The organism is Corynebacterium sp. HMSC075D04, assembly GCF_001815635.1.
GTDB lineage: Bacteria > Actinomycetota > Actinomycetes > Mycobacteriales > Mycobacteriaceae > Corynebacterium > Corynebacterium coyleae.
In genome coordinates this window covers 20,814-37,507 of sequence record NZ_KV821286.1, presented here as the reverse complement: position 1 = coordinate 37,507, position 16,694 = coordinate 20,814, and the positions used below count along the sequence as shown (strand labels likewise).

Annotated in this window: 14 protein-coding genes and 1 tRNA gene; 6 read left to right on the top strand and 9 right to left on the bottom strand. The window is 60.8% G+C overall.

Annotated elements, in window-relative coordinates:
* Nucleotides 1-29: 29 nt before the first annotated feature.
* Nucleotides 30-102: transfer RNA gene (locus HMPREF3048_RS00245), tRNA-Arg, on the bottom strand.
* A 114-nt stretch (nucleotides 103-216) separates the two neighbouring features.
* On the opposite strand from HMPREF3048_RS00245, the gene HMPREF3048_RS00240 reads away from it, so the two are divergent.
* Complete coding sequence (locus HMPREF3048_RS00240) at nucleotides 217-918, top strand: PAQR family membrane homeostasis protein TrhA (RefSeq protein WP_070421452.1); 702 nt, start codon at nucleotides 217-219, stop codon at nucleotides 916-918.
* 37 nt (nucleotides 919-955) lie between these two features.
* On the top strand, nucleotides 956-1,759 hold the full coding sequence (locus HMPREF3048_RS00235; RefSeq protein WP_070450789.1) for a DUF1906 domain-containing protein: 804 nt from the start codon (nucleotides 956-958) through the stop codon (nucleotides 1,757-1,759).
* Between the two features lie 174 nt (nucleotides 1,760-1,933).
* On the opposite strand, the gene HMPREF3048_RS12605 is transcribed toward HMPREF3048_RS00235, so the two are convergent.
* The gene (locus HMPREF3048_RS12605; protein WP_256365569.1) at nucleotides 1,934-2,056 is read right to left on the bottom strand and encodes a hypothetical protein; all 123 of its coding nucleotides are present in this window, start codon (nucleotides 2,054-2,056) and stop codon (nucleotides 1,934-1,936) included.
* A 73-nt stretch (nucleotides 2,057-2,129) separates the two neighbouring features.
* Between HMPREF3048_RS12605 and HMPREF3048_RS00230 the strand changes: the two genes are divergently transcribed.
* Together HMPREF3048_RS00230 and HMPREF3048_RS00225 are read left to right on the top strand one after the other, a co-directional pair.
* Entirely contained in the window at nucleotides 2,130-3,344 is a 1,215-nt protein-coding gene (locus tag HMPREF3048_RS00230; protein ID WP_141758803.1) for a hypothetical protein, read from the top strand.
* A 344-nt stretch (nucleotides 3,345-3,688) separates the two neighbouring features.
* Nucleotides 3,689-7,411 (top strand): DUF4062 domain-containing protein, encoded by a 3,723-nt coding sequence (locus tag HMPREF3048_RS00225; protein ID WP_083316613.1) that lies wholly within the window; start codon nucleotides 3,689-3,691, stop codon nucleotides 7,409-7,411.
* 126 nt (nucleotides 7,412-7,537) lie between these two features.
* Here HMPREF3048_RS00225 and HMPREF3048_RS00220 read toward each other — a convergent pair whose 3' ends face one another.
* From HMPREF3048_RS00220 to HMPREF3048_RS00200, 5 genes are all read right to left on the bottom strand, one after another.
* Nucleotides 7,538-9,190 (bottom strand): solute symporter family protein, encoded by a 1,653-nt coding sequence (locus tag HMPREF3048_RS00220; RefSeq protein WP_070421456.1) that lies wholly within the window; start codon nucleotides 9,188-9,190, stop codon nucleotides 7,538-7,540.
* A gap of 3 nt (nucleotides 9,191-9,193) precedes the next feature.
* Nucleotides 9,194-9,532 carry a DUF485 domain-containing protein gene (locus HMPREF3048_RS00215; RefSeq protein ID WP_070421457.1) on the bottom strand — a complete coding sequence of 113 codons (339 nt, stop codon included), beginning with the start codon at nucleotides 9,530-9,532 and terminating at the stop codon, nucleotides 9,194-9,196.
* Between the two features lie 227 nt (nucleotides 9,533-9,759).
* Nucleotides 9,760-10,587 (bottom strand): aldo/keto reductase, encoded by an 828-nt coding sequence (locus tag HMPREF3048_RS00210; protein WP_070770898.1) that lies wholly within the window; start codon nucleotides 10,585-10,587, stop codon nucleotides 9,760-9,762.
* A 10-nt stretch (nucleotides 10,588-10,597) separates the two neighbouring features.
* Nucleotides 10,598-10,957: an FKBP-type peptidyl-prolyl cis-trans isomerase gene (locus HMPREF3048_RS00205; RefSeq protein ID WP_070451706.1), complete on the bottom strand. Its 360-nt coding sequence runs from the start codon at nucleotides 10,955-10,957 to the stop codon at nucleotides 10,598-10,600.
* 110 nt (nucleotides 10,958-11,067) lie between these two features.
* A complete protein-coding gene (locus HMPREF3048_RS00200; RefSeq protein WP_083279316.1) occupies nucleotides 11,068-12,363 on the bottom strand; it encodes a citrate synthase in 1,296 nt (431 codons plus the stop codon).
* Nucleotides 12,364-12,616: 253 nt separating this feature from the next.
* Here HMPREF3048_RS00200 and sepH point away from each other — a divergent pair, with 253 nt between their 5' ends.
* Together sepH and HMPREF3048_RS00190 are read left to right on the top strand one after the other, a co-directional pair.
* On the top strand, nucleotides 12,617-13,531 hold the full coding sequence (gene sepH / locus HMPREF3048_RS00195) for a septation protein SepH (protein ID WP_070421459.1): 915 nt from the start codon (nucleotides 12,617-12,619) through the stop codon (nucleotides 13,529-13,531).
* A 3-nt stretch (nucleotides 13,532-13,534) separates the two neighbouring features.
* On the top strand, nucleotides 13,535-14,374 hold the full coding sequence (locus HMPREF3048_RS00190) for a DUF6928 family protein (RefSeq protein ID WP_070770897.1): 840 nt from the start codon (nucleotides 13,535-13,537) through the stop codon (nucleotides 14,372-14,374).
* 5 nt (nucleotides 14,375-14,379) lie between these two features.
* On the opposite strand, the gene HMPREF3048_RS00185 is transcribed toward HMPREF3048_RS00190, so the two are convergent.
* Both HMPREF3048_RS00185 and HMPREF3048_RS00180 read right to left on the bottom strand, forming a co-directional pair.
* A complete protein-coding gene (locus tag HMPREF3048_RS00185; protein WP_070570968.1) occupies nucleotides 14,380-15,180 on the bottom strand; it encodes a TrmH family RNA methyltransferase in 801 nt (266 codons plus the stop codon).
* Nucleotides 15,181-16,626, bottom strand: coding sequence for an NCS2 family permease (locus HMPREF3048_RS00180; protein WP_070770896.1), 1,446 nt, complete (start codon nucleotides 16,624-16,626; stop codon nucleotides 15,181-15,183).
* Nucleotides 16,627-16,694: the final 68 nt, after the last annotated feature.

Genomic DNA, 16,694 nt, shown 5'->3' with positions numbered 1-16,694 from the left:
TAGGAACGATGTCTCGAGACAACACATTGCGCCCCAGAGAGGAATCGAACCTCCGACACCGGCTTTAGGAGAGCCGTGCTCTATCCACTGAGCTACTAGGGCAATGGGGCTTAGGTTACCGCAGCGGTTTTCGTTCGCGGAATCGGCTGGGCTACCCACATAAGTTACCAAGTAGTAACATAGCGTCACTGTTCCTCCACCCCCAGTGAGGTCACTATGACGATCCTTCAAGAAGGCCAGGTCCAGCGCTCCTACATCATGGCGGACCGCGGCCCGCGCCCCCTGATTCGCGGCTGGGCCCACTTCGTGGCGGCCGCAGCCTTCGCGCTGGCCTCCACCGTGCTGATCACCTACGGGTGGATGACCCTGCCGGCGCTCCACGCCGCCGGGGTTACCGTCTACGGCGTCGGGGTCGTACTGCTGTTTGGGGTCTCCGCGATGTACCACCTCTACCCGTGGCGCTCCCCGTCCACGGTGCAGTGGTGGCGCCGCGCCGACCACGCGACCATCTCCATCTTCATCGCCGCGACCTACACCCCGCTGTGCCTGATCGCGTTCGAGCCGCGCACCGCCGCGACCATCCTCGTCGTGTCCTGGATCGGCGGGCTGGGCGGCGCCGCACTCAATCTGGTGTGGATCAATCACCCGCGATGGCTGGACGTTGTGGTGTACGTGGGGCTCGGCTGGGTGATCGTGCCGCTGATCCCCACCCTGTGGGCCAGCGCAGGGCCGGCGGTGGTGTGGCTCCTATTCGCGGGAGGCGTGCTCTACACGGTTGGCGCCATCGTGTACGGGGCCCGCTGGCCGGGGCGCGAGGCGCGCTACTACGGCTACCACGAACACTTCCACACTGCGACGATCGTGGCGGCCGTGTGTCACCTCGTCGCCATCTGGATCGTGGTCACGCAGGCAAACTAAGGTGCACAAGAGGTAAAACGAGACTAATGTTACGCAAGTGACTACTTTTGATCGCCGCTCGTTCCTGAAGTCTGCGGGCGCACTCGCGGCAACCACCGCCGCCGCCGGCGCCGCAGCCACCGCCCTCTCCCCTGCCGCACAGGCTCAGCAGCGCCGCGTGCTCGGCACCGTGATCGACTACTCCGCCGCCGTCCCATCCGCCCGCGCCGTGAAAGCCGCCGGCCACATCGGCGCCGTGCGCTACGTATCCCAGCCCCGCCCCGACGCACTCTGGATGCGCGGCAAGCCCGTCACCCTCGACGAAACCCAGGACTACAAGGCCAACGGCCTGTCGGTGGCGTCGGTCTACCAGTTCGGCCGCGCCGACACCGCCGACTGGCTCCAGGGTCCGCTCGGCGCTGCCAAGCACGCACCCCAGGCCATCGCCCTGCACCGCGCCGCAGGCGGCCCGACCGGGCGCCCGATCTATGTGGCTATCGACGACAACCCGACGCTCGCCCAGTTCAACAAATTCATCAACCCATACCTTTCCGCCATGGGCGCTGTACTCAGCGCCGCCGGCTACCAGTTGGGTGTGTACGGCAACTTCTACACCATCGCCTGGTGCCTGGAGGATGGCATCGGTAGCTACTTCTGGCAGCACGACTGGGGCTCGCGCGGCAACATCCACCCCCGTGCGAACATTCACCAGGTCGCCGGACGCCAGGCATACATCCAGGGCATCCAGGTGGACATCAACGACGTCTACACCGCCGATTGGGGCCAGTGGACCCCCGGCCAAAGCGATTCCCTGTTCCAGATGAGCAGCCTGCTGTCGTCGAATGGACTGTTGGTCCGGTAGGTCGTCGATAAGCACTTAGGCTCAATGCTTCTTCCGGAAGCGAAACTTTTATCCTGACACTATGCGGCTCGATTCAAATCGTCTGGTCATCGCATTGTCTGCCACTGCGATTGGCCTCTACAACTGCGGCGTCACGCTTTCGGAGTCTCATAACGCGTCCGTCGTCTCGCTCATCTACGCGAGCATCGCGCCTTTTGCCGCCTCGTATGCGCCAGCGCCTGGCCAGCCGGCATCACCAACGACCTGGATGACGATAGGTTTAATCCTCTCACTCCTTGTCACCTTCGGAGCAGTCATTTCTGCCCTACTAGGAATATCGCGTATCGGGTGGGCGAGAGCAACGAGCAAGCGCCGCCGAGGAGGTCCAGTGGTGATCGGCTCCTCCGAGGAAGCGAACAGCATCGTCCGCTCAGTCCTTGACCAAGAAAGGGAGCTCCCCGTTCATATCTTGGAGAAGGGAAACCCAACAGCCAAAGGCACGCTTGGCTTAGGGTACAAACAGCATCTGAGCGATGATCGGCTCGTTGCTCAAACTGTCAAACATGCTTCCCACGTGATCATCGCTGCCGAAAATGACATCGAAACAGCTCGCCTGAGTTCTGAGGCGCAGGACCTCCGTCACGCACAATGCGGTGAGACGGTATCAATATTCCAGCTTCTTCGGTCCCCCGAGTTAGCAACCTCAGCACGCTTTACCCACATCGCTCAACGACGACCTGTTGAAGCATTTCATCCAGCCGACCTCACAGTTCGCGCAATCACAGACAAAATACTCCACCTGCTGACCACACTCGATGCTCACACTGTTGAGGTCAAGCAATGCGGCCCGGGAGATGAAAAGCGTGAGTTGGACGCGTGGATTCACAATTACAACCGGTTCGCTAAAGAGCTGGAAGTTCAACAGATTGTGAGCCCTCAGGTAGAGGGCCTGGCAGATATGGTTGTCCTCGTCGGCGATCCAGTCCACGTCGCTGCTCAGATCCCCTCCCTCAGGAAACGTCGAGCGATTATTGCGGTGACTGACCACATACTGCAGGGTCTTGTCTGGAACGATGCCGAAGCCGGAACAGTTCTGGAAGTTATTGACCCACAAAAGGTTGGGTTGAGCATCGACGCCATCCGCGATTCCGCCTTCTCCGTCTGGGGCTGGGCATTCGACATCGCCTACACGTCGCTTTATGGCCCGCCATCCCCATCGCAGAAGCTTTCTCACGACGACATCCTGAAGGCACGACAAACTTCTGAAGCAGCCGCTCGGGCCATGGTTGAAAACCTACGTCTACACGGTTTTCAGCTTGTGAAGGACGGCTACGGGTGGGAAGAGCATCCCTCGGAACAGGAGATCACCTCGATGGCGGAAGCCGAGCACGATGATTGGATGCTCAAGCGCACATGGATTGATAGCAACGGAACCGAGCGTCGCGCATCCTATGACTACAGCAAGGAACCTCCTGCTCGGAAACCCTCATACAAACCGTTTGCAGAGCTCGACTCGCACACCCAGGATTACAACCACAAGATCGTGAAAGTTGTGTACCCCGCCTTGGCGGGGATGTTCGGTTACGGCATTTCTAGGATCTCGTAGGCGTCGGAAAACTCCGCATCTGGCACTGGCCAACACTCTCCTGTTACGCCACGGACCACCCAATCACCTGCGTGTGCGTGAGCCTCTCCCTCCAGCGTTGGGATCGTAGCGTCCTCGCTGAGTCGGCGGGCTTGGACTCTCCCCGTTTTCTTGTACTCCCCCGGCGCGACTTGGCTGTATGACTTGTCGAAAACCTCAGACGCAACTGTCCATGTTCGTGTCCCGTCAGTGACCTCCCAGTCCCCCGCCTTTGCGTGAAGGACGCTGCCAGTGGAAGTCCGCCACTGCGCGTCTTTGTCCAAGCGTCGGGCCCTAACCTTGCGGATCGGTTTATACCATGCAGCATGCGCGAGATGCTGGTCAAGGCGCTCTTGGGACCATTTTTTCATGCAGGCGATATTAGCGGGTTGAGCGAAAACCAAGCGGTCGTCGGCCTCCTAATATGCTCCGGTTGGCGCATAATGAGTGTTCAAACACTGACTGCGCTAAGGGGCCTCATGCTCAACATTCCTGTTTTTGTGTCATCGACCTTTCGCGATTTCCATACGGAACGTGACATTCTCAATGGTCCCGTAAGTGACCGGCTCAACGAATCTTTGCGCCGATTCGGCGCAAAGATGCACTTTATTGACCTGCGCTGGGGAGTCGACACCAACGACATGGATGAAGAGGCGGCTGGGCGCAAGGTATTAGACGTATGCCTTGACGAAGTCGATCGCGCGGCCCCGCTCTTCCTCGGGCTCATCGGAGACCGCTACGGTTGGATTTCAGACGACAAGTCTCTCCTCGAATGGACGGCACAGCGCGTTGGACTCGACCCCGAGAGGTCTCGCGAGTGTTCTATCACCGAGTTGGAATTCGCCAAAGCTGGTCTTTGGGACGCAGATGATACAACCACACCGTTCATCCTTTTCCGGCAGGTCGAAGGCCCCCCACCGCACGGCTGGGCCGACTCAGACCCAACCCGAATTTCTGACTTCAAAGACGAGGTATCTCAACGATGGGGCAATGCGGAGACGGTGAAACGCTACTCCGTTGCCTTCGACCAGAATGGTCAGTGGCCCACTGCTTCAATGCAGCACTTCGAGGATCTTGCGGTCAGTCTGCTTGAACCGCAGCTTCTGGAGCGAGCCCGCAGCATCCCGCGCGACGGTACCGCGGAGGAGGTCCTGTTTCGAGGTTCCCGCACTCGTAATTTTGGGTCAGAGGAACTGCTCAAATCGATCGATTTTTTCCTCCGCATCGATTCGCCTGTCGTGGTTTATGGCGAGTCCGGCGCGGGTAAGTCCTCACTTCTGTTGGCACTCGAGAAGTATTTGGCGGCCTCCGGAGAATCTATATCCGGCAAGTTGCCCATCACCGTCATTATGGGGCTGGACGACCGCATTTGGACGGGGGACGAGCTCGCATTCGAGATTACGCGATGCATAAACGCAACCTTGGGCCTGTCGCTTTTCGACGATTGGCGGGGCTCTCCCGAAACTTGGCGCCCGCGCTGGAGGCAAGAAATGGAAAAGGTTGTAGCTGAGTATCCTGATCTGCTTTTCATCGTCGACGGTTTAGAGCAGATTGTGGATGGAGCCGGCGGATTCTGGCCAGTGGAATGGCTCTCGTCTCGCACCGCGTTGGCTGTATCTTCTTCCTCGCGCTCGGACGTCACTCTGTTGAAGAACTCCGATTTCAAAGAAGTCTTGGTTGGGCCAGTGCCAGCCAACATTGCGCGAGAATTCGTAGAGGACTGGGAGCGCAGAAATAGGCGCGAGATCGGAGGCGGCGCTCACCAGATCATCGCGTCCAAACAACGCCGACCTCTTTGGATAGAGCTTGCGCTGGATCTACTTCTCGATATCGATGGTGATGATTTCAAGTCCATCGAGGATGAACCTGATCAAGCCAGCGCAATCCAAAACATGCTTGCAGACCGCGCGTGGCTCATCCCCGATGACCTGTCAAGCGCTGCCCACCACTTTTTGGAAACCTCCATCGCATCTACCGATCGTGCCCTCGCCCGCGCTGCAGTAGGTCTCTTGGGTGCTTCTAGGATCGGGCTTTCGCAAGAACAAACCGTCAACGCGCTGCGCGACGCTGGCTTCACAACAAATACTGAGATTTCGGTTGCCCGACTTTTCCGTTCTTTGGCGAATCAATTAGCACCAAACGGACCAGAGAAACGGATGCGCTTTACGCACCGAGTATTTGGCGAGGCCGCGGAGAGTTTTGGTTCACCGCTCACGCATTCCCTACTCATGCGCATTTATGAATCCGATCTGCGCAACAGTGTCGAGACCACCCCAAAGTATGCGGCGCTCGAAAGCGAGGATTATTACGACATTGAGCATCAGTGGAAGAACCAGCGCAAACTCGCGGAGGCGTTCCTGTTCCACCTCTTTTCATCACCTGCTCCCAAGGGTCCTCAAAATCTAGAGAGCATTCCGTTGGCGCTCGACTGCCTTCCGCAAACCACAGTGTACGACGCAGCAATTGTGACCAACTTGCTTCACTTGCCCTATGCAATCGAACACCTTCAGCATCTGCGTACGGCCGGTGCATCATTCGAAGCGCTGCGAACGCTCTTAGCGGCTGCTGATCTTTCCCCCGACCCTCGGGTACAAACAAGTGTGGCCTCAATTTGTTTTGAGGTGTTGAACGATTTCCCTGTCACGGCGAAAACGGTTTTATTGCGCTGCCAAGCTCTCACGATTGCTGCTTCACACACCGAAGATGTGGAAGAAGCTCGCCTACTGCTGTACCTGGCGTTTAAGAATATCGACCCCCTGTACGACGCCGAGCCAAATCGTGTTTTACCTGCTGTTTTCTACTCTCGAGCCCAACGTGAGATGGCACTTCTGGATGCAAAGGCGGGAGACACCAAATCAGCACTCGAGCTGCTATTTAGCTGCCAAGACATGCTTGTTCCTGCGCTCCAAGCCAGGGATCCTAGAGCCATCGAAGAAGCGATACGCGTGCTCCTTCAGATCGCAGATATCCATGGGTCTACAAACAATGGGCTTGTGATCCCCACCTTGGATGAAGCCATGGAGATCGCTGTCATCCTGGTTGACGGCGGCGACGGGCCAGCTGTTTCCTTCGCATTGGCAGCGGAAGCCACGGCGATAAGAGCACAGTTTGTCCGGAAGCTTTTTCCGAATATGGCCCCGCCGGTGGAGCTGCTCGAGGATGCTGTCAACCAATTCGTCGTCGCAACGCAGAAGGTTCCCTTCGGCGGCAAATACTCAACCGACATACTTCGGACCAGCATCGAACTAGCGAATATTTACATCGAGATGCAGAAAGAAATGGACGCTTTCCTACGGCTTCGCGCTTCGGTGGTGGCGCTTGTCCCCTTCCTCAACTCCGCCCCGCCGGCCGGCTGGAACGAGTTGGCTAAGGTATTTGCTCTTCTTCTTGAGCTCTGTGAAAGCGCCCATTCAAGGGAGGTTCGCGTCGGGGCAGCAAGGTTTGTTCGCGTCCATACTTCTCGAGTACTTGCGGAAGCATCAAGCGTTAACCTGCCTGAGGCGTTCGCCATTGCAAATGCTGCGCATCACGCACTGCTGATCGGTCTCTCCCAAGCCGAAAACCTAGAAGCAAGGCTCCGCTTCATGGAGGCACTTACCGATATTGCAAAGTGGATCGCACAAACACACCCCGACGCTCAATGCCAGCTCAACTACAGCTACTCGTTGAGGAAGCTCTACGAGCACTACGCACGTGTTGGCCGTCATGAAAAAGCCAGGGCAACCCTTGATACCGTGCGCAAACGGGACATAGGTTTGGCCGAGCTTCCGGAGGATGGGCAGGCGCTTTCTCAAACGTCGCAGGTGTTGACCCAGTACTGCACCGCGCTCGTGTCAGAGTATGACAGTCCCGATGCGACGGTACCGCGCTTTGCCCATACGGTTGTGCTTGCAGCACCACTGATCCTTCGTGGGGTTCCTGATTCTCTCCGCCAGGAGTTTGCTTCCGCCGTGCACGATTCTTGTGTCACCCTGCTGCAAACTGACAGCGGTACACCCGAGCAGCGCAGCATGTGGGAAGCGATGAAGGAAATCGCAGAGCAGATGTAGACATGGCGGTGCTTCCCGGCATTCCTCAGTGCACGCAAGCTTGAGTTGCGCGGCTGGTTAAAACAAAGCAAACGCAAAAACGGGCTCAGCATCACGCTGAGCCCGTTTCCTGTTATTCAGCCAGGATTAGTGGTCGACCGGAGCCTCCACACCAACACCGGTGAGGGAACGAACCTCCATCTCGGCCTGGAGTTCATCGAAGTTGTCCGGCTTGCCCAGGAAGGTGCCGATAAGGCCACCCAGGAAGCCGAGTGGGATGGACACGAGGCCCGGGCTGGTCAGCGGGAAGATGGACCAGTCGGCGTCCGGGAACATCGCGGTCGGGCTGCCAGAGACCGCCGGCGACAGGGCGATCAGCACCAGCGCGGAGATCAGGCCGGTGTAGATCGACGCAACCGCGCCGGTGGTGTTGAAGCGCTTCCAGTACAGGGAGTACAGGATGGTCGGCAGGTTTGCGGATGCCGCGATCGCGAACGCGAGGGACACTAGGAAGGCCACGTTCTGCTGCATCGCCAGGATGCCCAGGACGATGGAGACGATGCCGAGCACCACCACGGTGATGCGGGAGACGCGGACCTGCTCATCCTCGGTGGCCTGGCCGTCGCGAAGCACTGCGTTGTACACGTCGTGCGCGATGGATGCGGAGGCGGTAATCGCCAGGCCTGCCACCACGGCAAGCACCGTTGCGAAGGCAACCGCGGAGATCAGCGCCATGAAGATGGAGCCACCGAGCTCGAATGCGAGCAGCGGTGCCGCGGCGTTCGCGCCACCAGGTGCGGCAAGGATGCGGTCCGGGCCGACGAATGCTGCAGCAGCGTAGCCGAGCACCAGGGTCAGCAGGTAGAACGAACCGATGAGAACGATTGCCCAGGTCACGGACTTGCGGGCTTCCTTGGCCGTCGGCACCGTGTAGAAGCGCATGAGCACGTGCGGCAGACCCGCGGTACCAAGCACCAGGGAAAGACCCAGCGACAGGAAGTCGAGCTTCGAGGTGGTGGTCGCACCGTACTTCAGGCCCGGCTTGAGGAGATCCTCGGCCTGGTAGCCCTTCTCCGCGATGTACTGGGACGCGGCGTGGGTGTCGATCGCCTGGTTGAGCACCGCATTCATGCCACCCTTGGCCATGATGAAGGCGAGGATCGACATGATCAGCACGCCGGCGATGAGCAGCACGGCCTTGATCATCTGCACGTAGGTGGTGCCCTTCATGCCGCCGATAAGGACGTAGGCGATCATGATCACGCCGACGATGGCAACACAGATTGCCTGTGCGGCGAAGGAGTGCAGGTCCAGCAGCACGGACACCAGCGAGCCGGCGCCGGCCATCTGTGCGATGAGGTAGAACAGCGACACGAACAGGGTACCGAAAGCGGCGGCCACACGCACCGGCTTCTGGCGGAGGCGGAACGACAGCACGTCCGCCATGGTGAAACGGCCGACGTTTCGCAGCGGCTCGGCGACCAGCAGCAGGGCGACCAGCCATGCGACGAAGAAGCCGATGGAGTAAAGGAAGCCGTCGTAACCGCTCAGCGCGATGGAGCCGACGATGCCCAGGAAGGACGCGGCGGACAGGTAGTCGCCGGCGATGGCGAGGCCGTTCTGGGTGCCGCTGAAGGATGCGCCGCCGGTGTAGAAGTCGGCGGATTCGCTGGTGGTTTTGCCAGCGCGGGTCACAATGAAGAGGGTGACCACGATGAACGCGCCGAAGATGGCGATGTTCAGCAGAGGGTTGCCGGTGGCGGTGCTTTCAGCCGCTGTGGCGTTGATGTACGTCTGCATGGCTTAGCCCTCCATTTCCTGGCGAATGTGCGCTGCACGGGGTTCGATGTTCTTGTTTGCCCACTTCACGTAGACCCAGGTGATCAGGAATGTGGTCAAGAACTGTGCAAGTCCGAGCCACAGTCCAAGGTTGAGGCCTAGGAAGGGCCGCGCCATGACATCGGGCGCGAAGGTAGCAAAGACGACATAGAAGACGTACCAGAGGAACGCCGCAATCATCACCGGGAAGGTGAAGCCACGGAATGTTCCACGCAGATCTTGGAATTCGGGGCTCTGTTGCATTGCCACAAACTCGTCTGGCGTGGGCTCGCGGCGCTGCGGGACAGCGGGGGAACCTGTCATTGCCTCGATCCTTTCTTGTTCACGGGATTGGGTCTTGCCTTGCCGACAATTCGCGATTCTCGACTCAACAATGTGGAGTGTAACGTATCACACACTCACGGAGAGTTGTTTAAATCCTCTCACCCCTACCCCTACCCCCGAAAAGTCACGCTTTTCGTTGCGACGAGAAAAGCCCGCCCGGCCGCTTCCACGGCCGAACGGGCTCAAATCCACTCCCAGGAAAACCTTTATCCCGGGAACGTCAGGGGATCCCCTGACATACGCTCCCCTTGCACCGCATCGAGGGTGGCAACATCTTCGTCGGTGAGCTTCACATTTACCGCGCCGAGATTTTCGACGAGGCGCTGCGGGTTCTTCGTCTTCGGCACCACAGAGCAGCCAAGCTTCATCAGGTATGCCAAGCACACCTGCGCAGGTGTGGCCTCATGGGCATCCGCGACGGCCCGGATGGCCGGGTCGTCAAAATTCTTGCCGCGGGCGATCGGCGCCCACGCCTCGGTGAGGATGTCGTGCTCCTCGTGGTAAGCACGCAGCTCCGGCTGGGTGAAACCAGCGTGCAGCTCCACCTGGTTCAGCACCGGCGTGATGCCGGTGGCGTTAATGATGTCGTCGAGAACCTCCGGGTAGAAGTTGGCGACACCAACCGACTGGAGCCGACCCATGCCCTGCAGTTCGGCGAGCTGCTCGAAGGCCTTCACATACGTGCCGTTCTGCGGCCAGGGCCAGTGCACGAGGTAGAGGTCGATGAACTCCAGGCCGAGGCGCTCGAGAGACTCGTTGTACGCCTCAAGCGCACGCTCCTGGTCGTCGTTCCACAGCTTGGTGGTGATGAACAGTTCCTCGCGCGTGACATCCCCCGCCTTGATCGCATCGTTGACGGCCTTACCTACCTCCACCTCGTTGCCGTAGAGCGACGCGGTGTCGAGGTGGCGGTAGCCCAATTCGATAGCGGTGCGCACGGTCCGTTCCACGTCCTCGCCCTGGAGCTTGTAGGTGCCCAGGCCAAGCAGCGGGAGATCGTAGCCGTCGTTGAGCGTAGTTACCGGGATTCGCATGCGCTTTCCCCTAACGGGCGTCGAGCAGGTCGATAATGAAGATCAGGGTGCGGCCAGACAGCGGATGGCCGCCACCTGCCGGGCCGTATGCCTTCTCCGGCGGGATGGTGAGCTGACGGCGGCCGCCAACCTTCATGCCCGGGATGCCTTCCTGCCAGCCTGCGATGAGGCCCGCGAGCGGGAACTCGGCTGCTTCTCCGCGGTCCCAGGAAGAGTCGAACTCTTCGCCGGTTTCGTAATCGACACCCAAGTAGTGGACTTTGACGAAGCCGCCAGCCACCGCTTCTTCGCCCTCGCCGACGGTGATGTCCTGGATAACCAGATCAGCTGGTGCCGGCCCCTCGGGGGCTTCAATGAATGGCTTTTCCATTTCCATGAGTGAGAATCTCCTTGAGGTTTGTGCGGTCGGCATTAAAAAACCGCCGGGAACTTCCCCCGCGAATTATAGGGGACGTGTTCCTCGGCGGTTGAAACGTTTGGTTAGCGCTGGTCGCGCGGGACGAAGTCGCGCTTCTGGTAACCGGTGTAGATCTGACGCGGGCGGTTGATCTTGGTGTTCATTTCAAGCTGCTCGCGGTACTGTGCGATCCAGCCCGGCAGGCGGCCGATGGCGAACAGGACGGTGAAGAAGTCCGTCGGGAAGCCCATGGCGCGGTAGATCAGGCCGGTGTAGAAGTCGACGTTCGGGTAGAGCTTGCGCTGGATGAAGTACTCGTCGTTCAGCGCGATCTCCTCGAGCTTCATCGCCAGGTCGAGCAGTTCGTCGCCACCCAGGTGCTCGAGCACCTCGTGTGCGGTGTCCTTGACGATGGCCGCGCGCGGGTCGTAGTTCTTGTACACGCGGTGGCCGAAGCCCATGAGGCGGACGCCCTTTTCCTTGTTCTTCACGCGGTTCATGAAGTCGGTTGCGTCGCCACCGTGGTTGTTCTTGATGTCCTCGAGCATCTCGAGCACCGCCTGGTTTGCGCCGCCGTGCAGCGGGCCGGCCAGGGCGTTAATGCCGCCTGCGATGGAGACGAACATGTTCGCCTGTGCCGAGGCGATCATGCGCACCGTGGAGGTGGAGCAGTTCTGCTCGTGGTCGGCGTGCAGGATGAGGAGCTTGTCCAGGGCCTTCGTCAGGACCGGGTCGACGTGGTAGTCCTCGGTCGGGTAGCCGAACATCATGCGCATGAAGTTCTCGCGCGGGTTCAGGGAGTTGTCCGGGTACATGTACGGCTTGCCGCGGGATGCGCGGTAGGCGTATGCGGCGAGCATGGGCACCTTAGCCATGAGGCGCACGGTCGCCTTGTCCAGCTGCTCTTCGTCGAGCGGGTTGAGCTGGTCCTGGTAGTAGGCGGAGAGAATGTTGACCGAGGAGGCAAGGACGGCCATCGGGTGCGCGTTGCGCGGGAAGATGTTGAACGCGGCCTTGAAGTCCTCGTCGAGCAGCGTGTGGTGGCGCAGGTCGGAGTTGAAGTTGTCCAGCTCGTCGGTGGTCGGCAGCTCGCCGTTGATCAGCAGGTAGGACACCTCGTTGAAGGTGGCGTTTTCTGCCAGGTCTGCGATGTCGTAGCCGCGGTAGCGCAGGATGCCCTCTGCACCGTCGATGTAGGTGATCTTGGACTCGGTGGAGCCGGTGGAGACGTAGCCCGGGTCGAAGGTGACCAGGCCAGTTTCACCGAGGAGGTTCCCCAGCACGACACCGTCATTGCCTTCGGTGGCGCGCATGATGTCCATTTCATACTCGCCGCCCGGGTAGTGGAGTACGGCCTTGTCCTTGTTCTCAGTAGCCACTGGTTTCCCTTTCCTACGTTGGGTGTTGCTCTCGTTTTTCGGGCAACCTTTTTACGTAACGCACTCTAGCAAATATTGTGACGCGTCCGACAATGCTGCGATTGTCCTGGATGTACCACATATTTTTATGGCGTCATTGGTCGTATTGGGATGGTATCGCTTTGCGCCGTCGGGTGTCTTGGGGCTGGTTGCCTGATGTGGGCACGTGCGTCCGATAGGCTTAGTTTTCGTATTGCCAGGCGGAAGGAGTCCTATGCGCGAGCTTGTTTTCTTGGAAGACGAGTCGACGGAGACGTTTTTTGTGCTCCGCGACGAGGAGGGTGTGCGCTATCAGCTTGCCCGTGAGGAGCTTGCGCCGTTGCTTATCGACGACTCCCCCGCCCCGGAAGAACCAGCCACCGATACCGAGGTGACTGAGGAAGAGCAGCCTGCGCAACCGGTGGCACCCGCCCCGGAGCCGCGCCCACTGCCGGAGCCGGATCCGCTCTACGCCACCCCGTTGTCGATGCGTCCGAACGAGATCCAGGCACGCATCCGCGCCGGCGCGACCGCCGCGGAGTTGGCAGAAGAGATGGGTGTGGCCGAAAGCCGCCTCGAGTCCTATGCCCACCCGGTGTTGCTTGAGCGCGCCCAGGTTGCGGAGGCTGCGAAGCAGTCCCATCCGGTGCGCGAGGATGGCCCGGCGAAGCAGACGTTGTTGGAGATCCTGGCTACCTCCTTTGCTGCCCGTGGTCACTCGATTTCGGATGCGGAGTGGGATGCCACCCGCGAGCAGGGCGACACCTGGGTTGTGCGCGTTACCTGGCAGGCGGGCCTGACGGAGAATGAGGCCTTGTGGTCGTTTAAGCGCTCCATGGGCGCCGCGGCCCAGACTGAGGCGCGCAACGCTATGGCTGCGGATCTGACCGATCCGGATTTCGCCCAGCCGGTGCGCTCGCTGTCTGCGGTGCGTTCCTTGCACGGCGAGCAGGATGAGGCTGCGCCGGCCGCGCCCGTCGAGATCCTTCAGGATGTACCCGCCGAGGAGGGCGAGGTGCTCGAGGGTGATTTCCTGCGCCACCCGGATGAGGAGGAGCAGCCGCAGAAGCGTCGCCGCAAGTCGGTGACGCCCCACTGGGAGGACGTGCTGCTCGGCGTACGGACCAACACGAAGCGTCCGAAGCGGTAAGCCATGAGTTTCAACGCCGTTGTCACGTTGTGGTTTGTCAACACTGCTGAACCTGCGGAGGTGTTGCGTCGCGAGCCGAAGGCCGACCGCGGGTTTGGCCGAAAGCTGCTGGCTCAGGTGAATCCGGCGTGGCCAATCACGCCGATTGGGTCGTTTCCGTTGAACCGCTCGTCGGTGCCTGGCCGCGACGAGTTTTATATTGCGGGCTTCCCGGGGATTTCGGTGGTGCGCATGCGTGTGGACGTCACCGAGTTGTCCTCCCCTACCCAATGGCACACCGCGCTTCCCGCAGCGGACGTGTTCGTTATCGCGCTGGGTACGGATAGCGACTTTGGCGGCTTCGCCCACTTCAACGGCGAGAAGATGTCGCGCAGTTTCTGCGCCACCCGCACCAGTGTTATCGAAGACATCGGCCTACCCGAGCCGTTTGAGGCCCCCTACTGGGCGGGCGAGAAGGCGGAACAAGCAGGCGGGATCGCGCTGCCGTTTGAGCCGAAGGACCTTGCGCTTGCCGCCGAGGAAGCCTGGCTGGGTGCGGAGATCGGCCAGAACGGCCCGGACATCAACGTGGTGGGCTACGCCGTGGACGGCCGGCCTGAGCCGAAGATTGAGGAGCCGAAGCCGGCCACCAAGTCGGTCAACGAGGTCGCCGCGAAGTTCGCGGAGCGCGATAAGGCTTACGACGACTACGAGGCCGAGCAAGAGAAACAAGAGGGCGACGAGTTCGCCGAGCTGGCGGACGCGTCCGTCGCCGCTGCGAAGCGCATCGGCCGGGGTGTACGTCGTCGCGCTGTGGAGTGGGCGGCTGCGTTAAAGGAGCGCATCCGCCACATCGACCGCTAGCCCGGTTAGCGCATGCGCTCGTAGAACGCGATCGCGGCCGAGGTGGCCACGTTCAGCGAATCGGTGCCCGGCGCCATCGGAATCTTGGCGCGCACGTCGGTAGCACGCATGGCGTGCGGGGTCAGCCCCGGGCCTTCCCCACCAACAAGGAAGGCAACTTTGTCGTGGCCCTGGATGGCATCTTTAAGCTCGACGGCGTCGTCGGCTGGGGTCAGTGAGATGAGCCACCAGCCGTCGTCGTGAAGTTCCGCGAGTGAGCGCTGCCAGGTCGTCGGGGTGCCATCAAGGTGTGCGAACGGGGTGCGCAGCACGTGCCCCATGGACACGCGCACGCTGCGGCGGTAGAGCGGGTCAGCGGTCGCCGCCCCGAAAAGCACGCCGTCGACCCCCATGCCGGCGGCGTTGCGGAAGATGGACCCGATGTTTTCGTGGTCGCCGACCCCTTCCAGGATCACCAAGGTGCGCGCCCCTTCGAGCACCTCGGAAACGGTGAGCGGCTCCGGCTTATCAGCGGAGACCAACAGGCCGCGGTGCATGTCGTATCCGGCGACCTCCCCCATGATCTGCCGGGTGATCTCGTACACCGGGATGCCGCGGCGCGACAACTCCTCGCCGTAGTCGGCCATGAACGACTCAAGCCGTCCCCCGAAGCCGAACACGGCGCGCACCGGAAAGCGCGACTCGACCAGCCGGCCAGCCACCAGCGGCCCCTCGGCGAAGACAAGGTTTTTCTCCTTGTCGGAGTGCTTCAGGTCGCGGATGTCGTCGAGACGGGGGTCGAGGGGGTCGTCGATACGCAATTGCATTTAGCTAATCGCTGCCATGATCGGGCCCTGCGCGAAGTACACGACGAACAGGGCGGAGATGAGCCACATGATCCAGTGGATGTCCTTCGCCTTGCCGGCGAACAGGGACAGCAGCGCAAACGAGATGAAGCCGACGCCGATGCCGTTGGCGATGGAGTAGGTCAGCGGCATGGTGACGATGGTCAAGAATGCCGGCAGCGCGACCGAGAAGTCGTTCCACTTGATCTGGCCGACCTGCATCATCATGAGCGCACCGACGACAACGAGTACCGGTGCCGCGGCCTCGATGGGCACGACCTCGTAGAGCGGGGTGAAGAACATTGCGAGCAGGAACAGCACACCGGTGACCACGTTGGCCAGGCCGGTACGAGCGCCGTCGGCGATACCTGCCGAGGAGTCCACGAACACCGTGTTCGACGACGCCGACGCGCCACCACCCACGACTGCGCCGAAGCCTTCGACGACGAGGGCACGCTTCATGTCGGGCAGGACGCCGTCATCAGCGGCGAGGCCAGCCTGACGGCCAAGGGCGGTCATGGTGCCCATGGCGTCGAAGAAGTTGGCCAGCACCAGGGTAAACACGAGCAGCGACGCGGAAATGACGCCGATGTTGATGAACGCACCAAACAGGTCGATGTTGCCCACGATGGACAGGTCCGGGATGCCGCCGAAGGAATCCGGCAGCTCCGGCACGGCCAAGCTCCACCCCTGCGGGTTGTCTGCGGAAGAACCGGAACCCGTGATTGCCTCCACAATCATGGCGACGATGGTGGTCAAAATGATGCCGATGAACAGGCCGCCGCGCACGTTGCGCACAACCATGAAGCCACAGATGAACAGGCCGACGATGAAGACGAAGGTCGGCCAGGACGCGATCGAACCGCCGGTGCCCAGCTGGACCGGGACGGTGGTCATGGCGGCGTCCGGGATGCGGCGGACAAAGCCGGCATCTACAAGGCCGATGGTGGCGATGAACATGCCGATACCGACACTCATAGCCACCTTCATCGAATCCGGAATAGCGTTAAACACGGCGGTGCGGAAACCGGAGATGGCCAGCAGCACGATAATGATGCCGTCGATAACCACCAGGCCCATCGCTTCCGCCCAGGTCAGCCCCTGCTGGCCCACCATCGTCACGGCGACGAGCGTGTTAATACCCAAGCCGGCGGCGATGCCGAAGGGGTACTTGGCAACCAGGCCGAACAAGATACACATCACGCCAGCAGCCAAAGCGGTGGCGGCCGCTACCTGCGGGATGCCCAGCACGGTGCCCTCGCGGTCGGGGCTGGTGCCGATGATCAGCGGGTTGAGTAGCACGATGTATGCCATCGCGAAGAAGGTCACTACCCCGGCACGCACTTCGGTGCCCACCGTGGATCCGCGCTCTGTGATGTGGAAGAAGGCGTCCAGCCCGCCGCGCGGCTGCGGCTGGTCCTTATTCATTTTTGCTCCCGTGGTCGTACTCACGGGGGCTTAGCTTTTCACTCTCCCTGGGCAACCGCAACTATTTT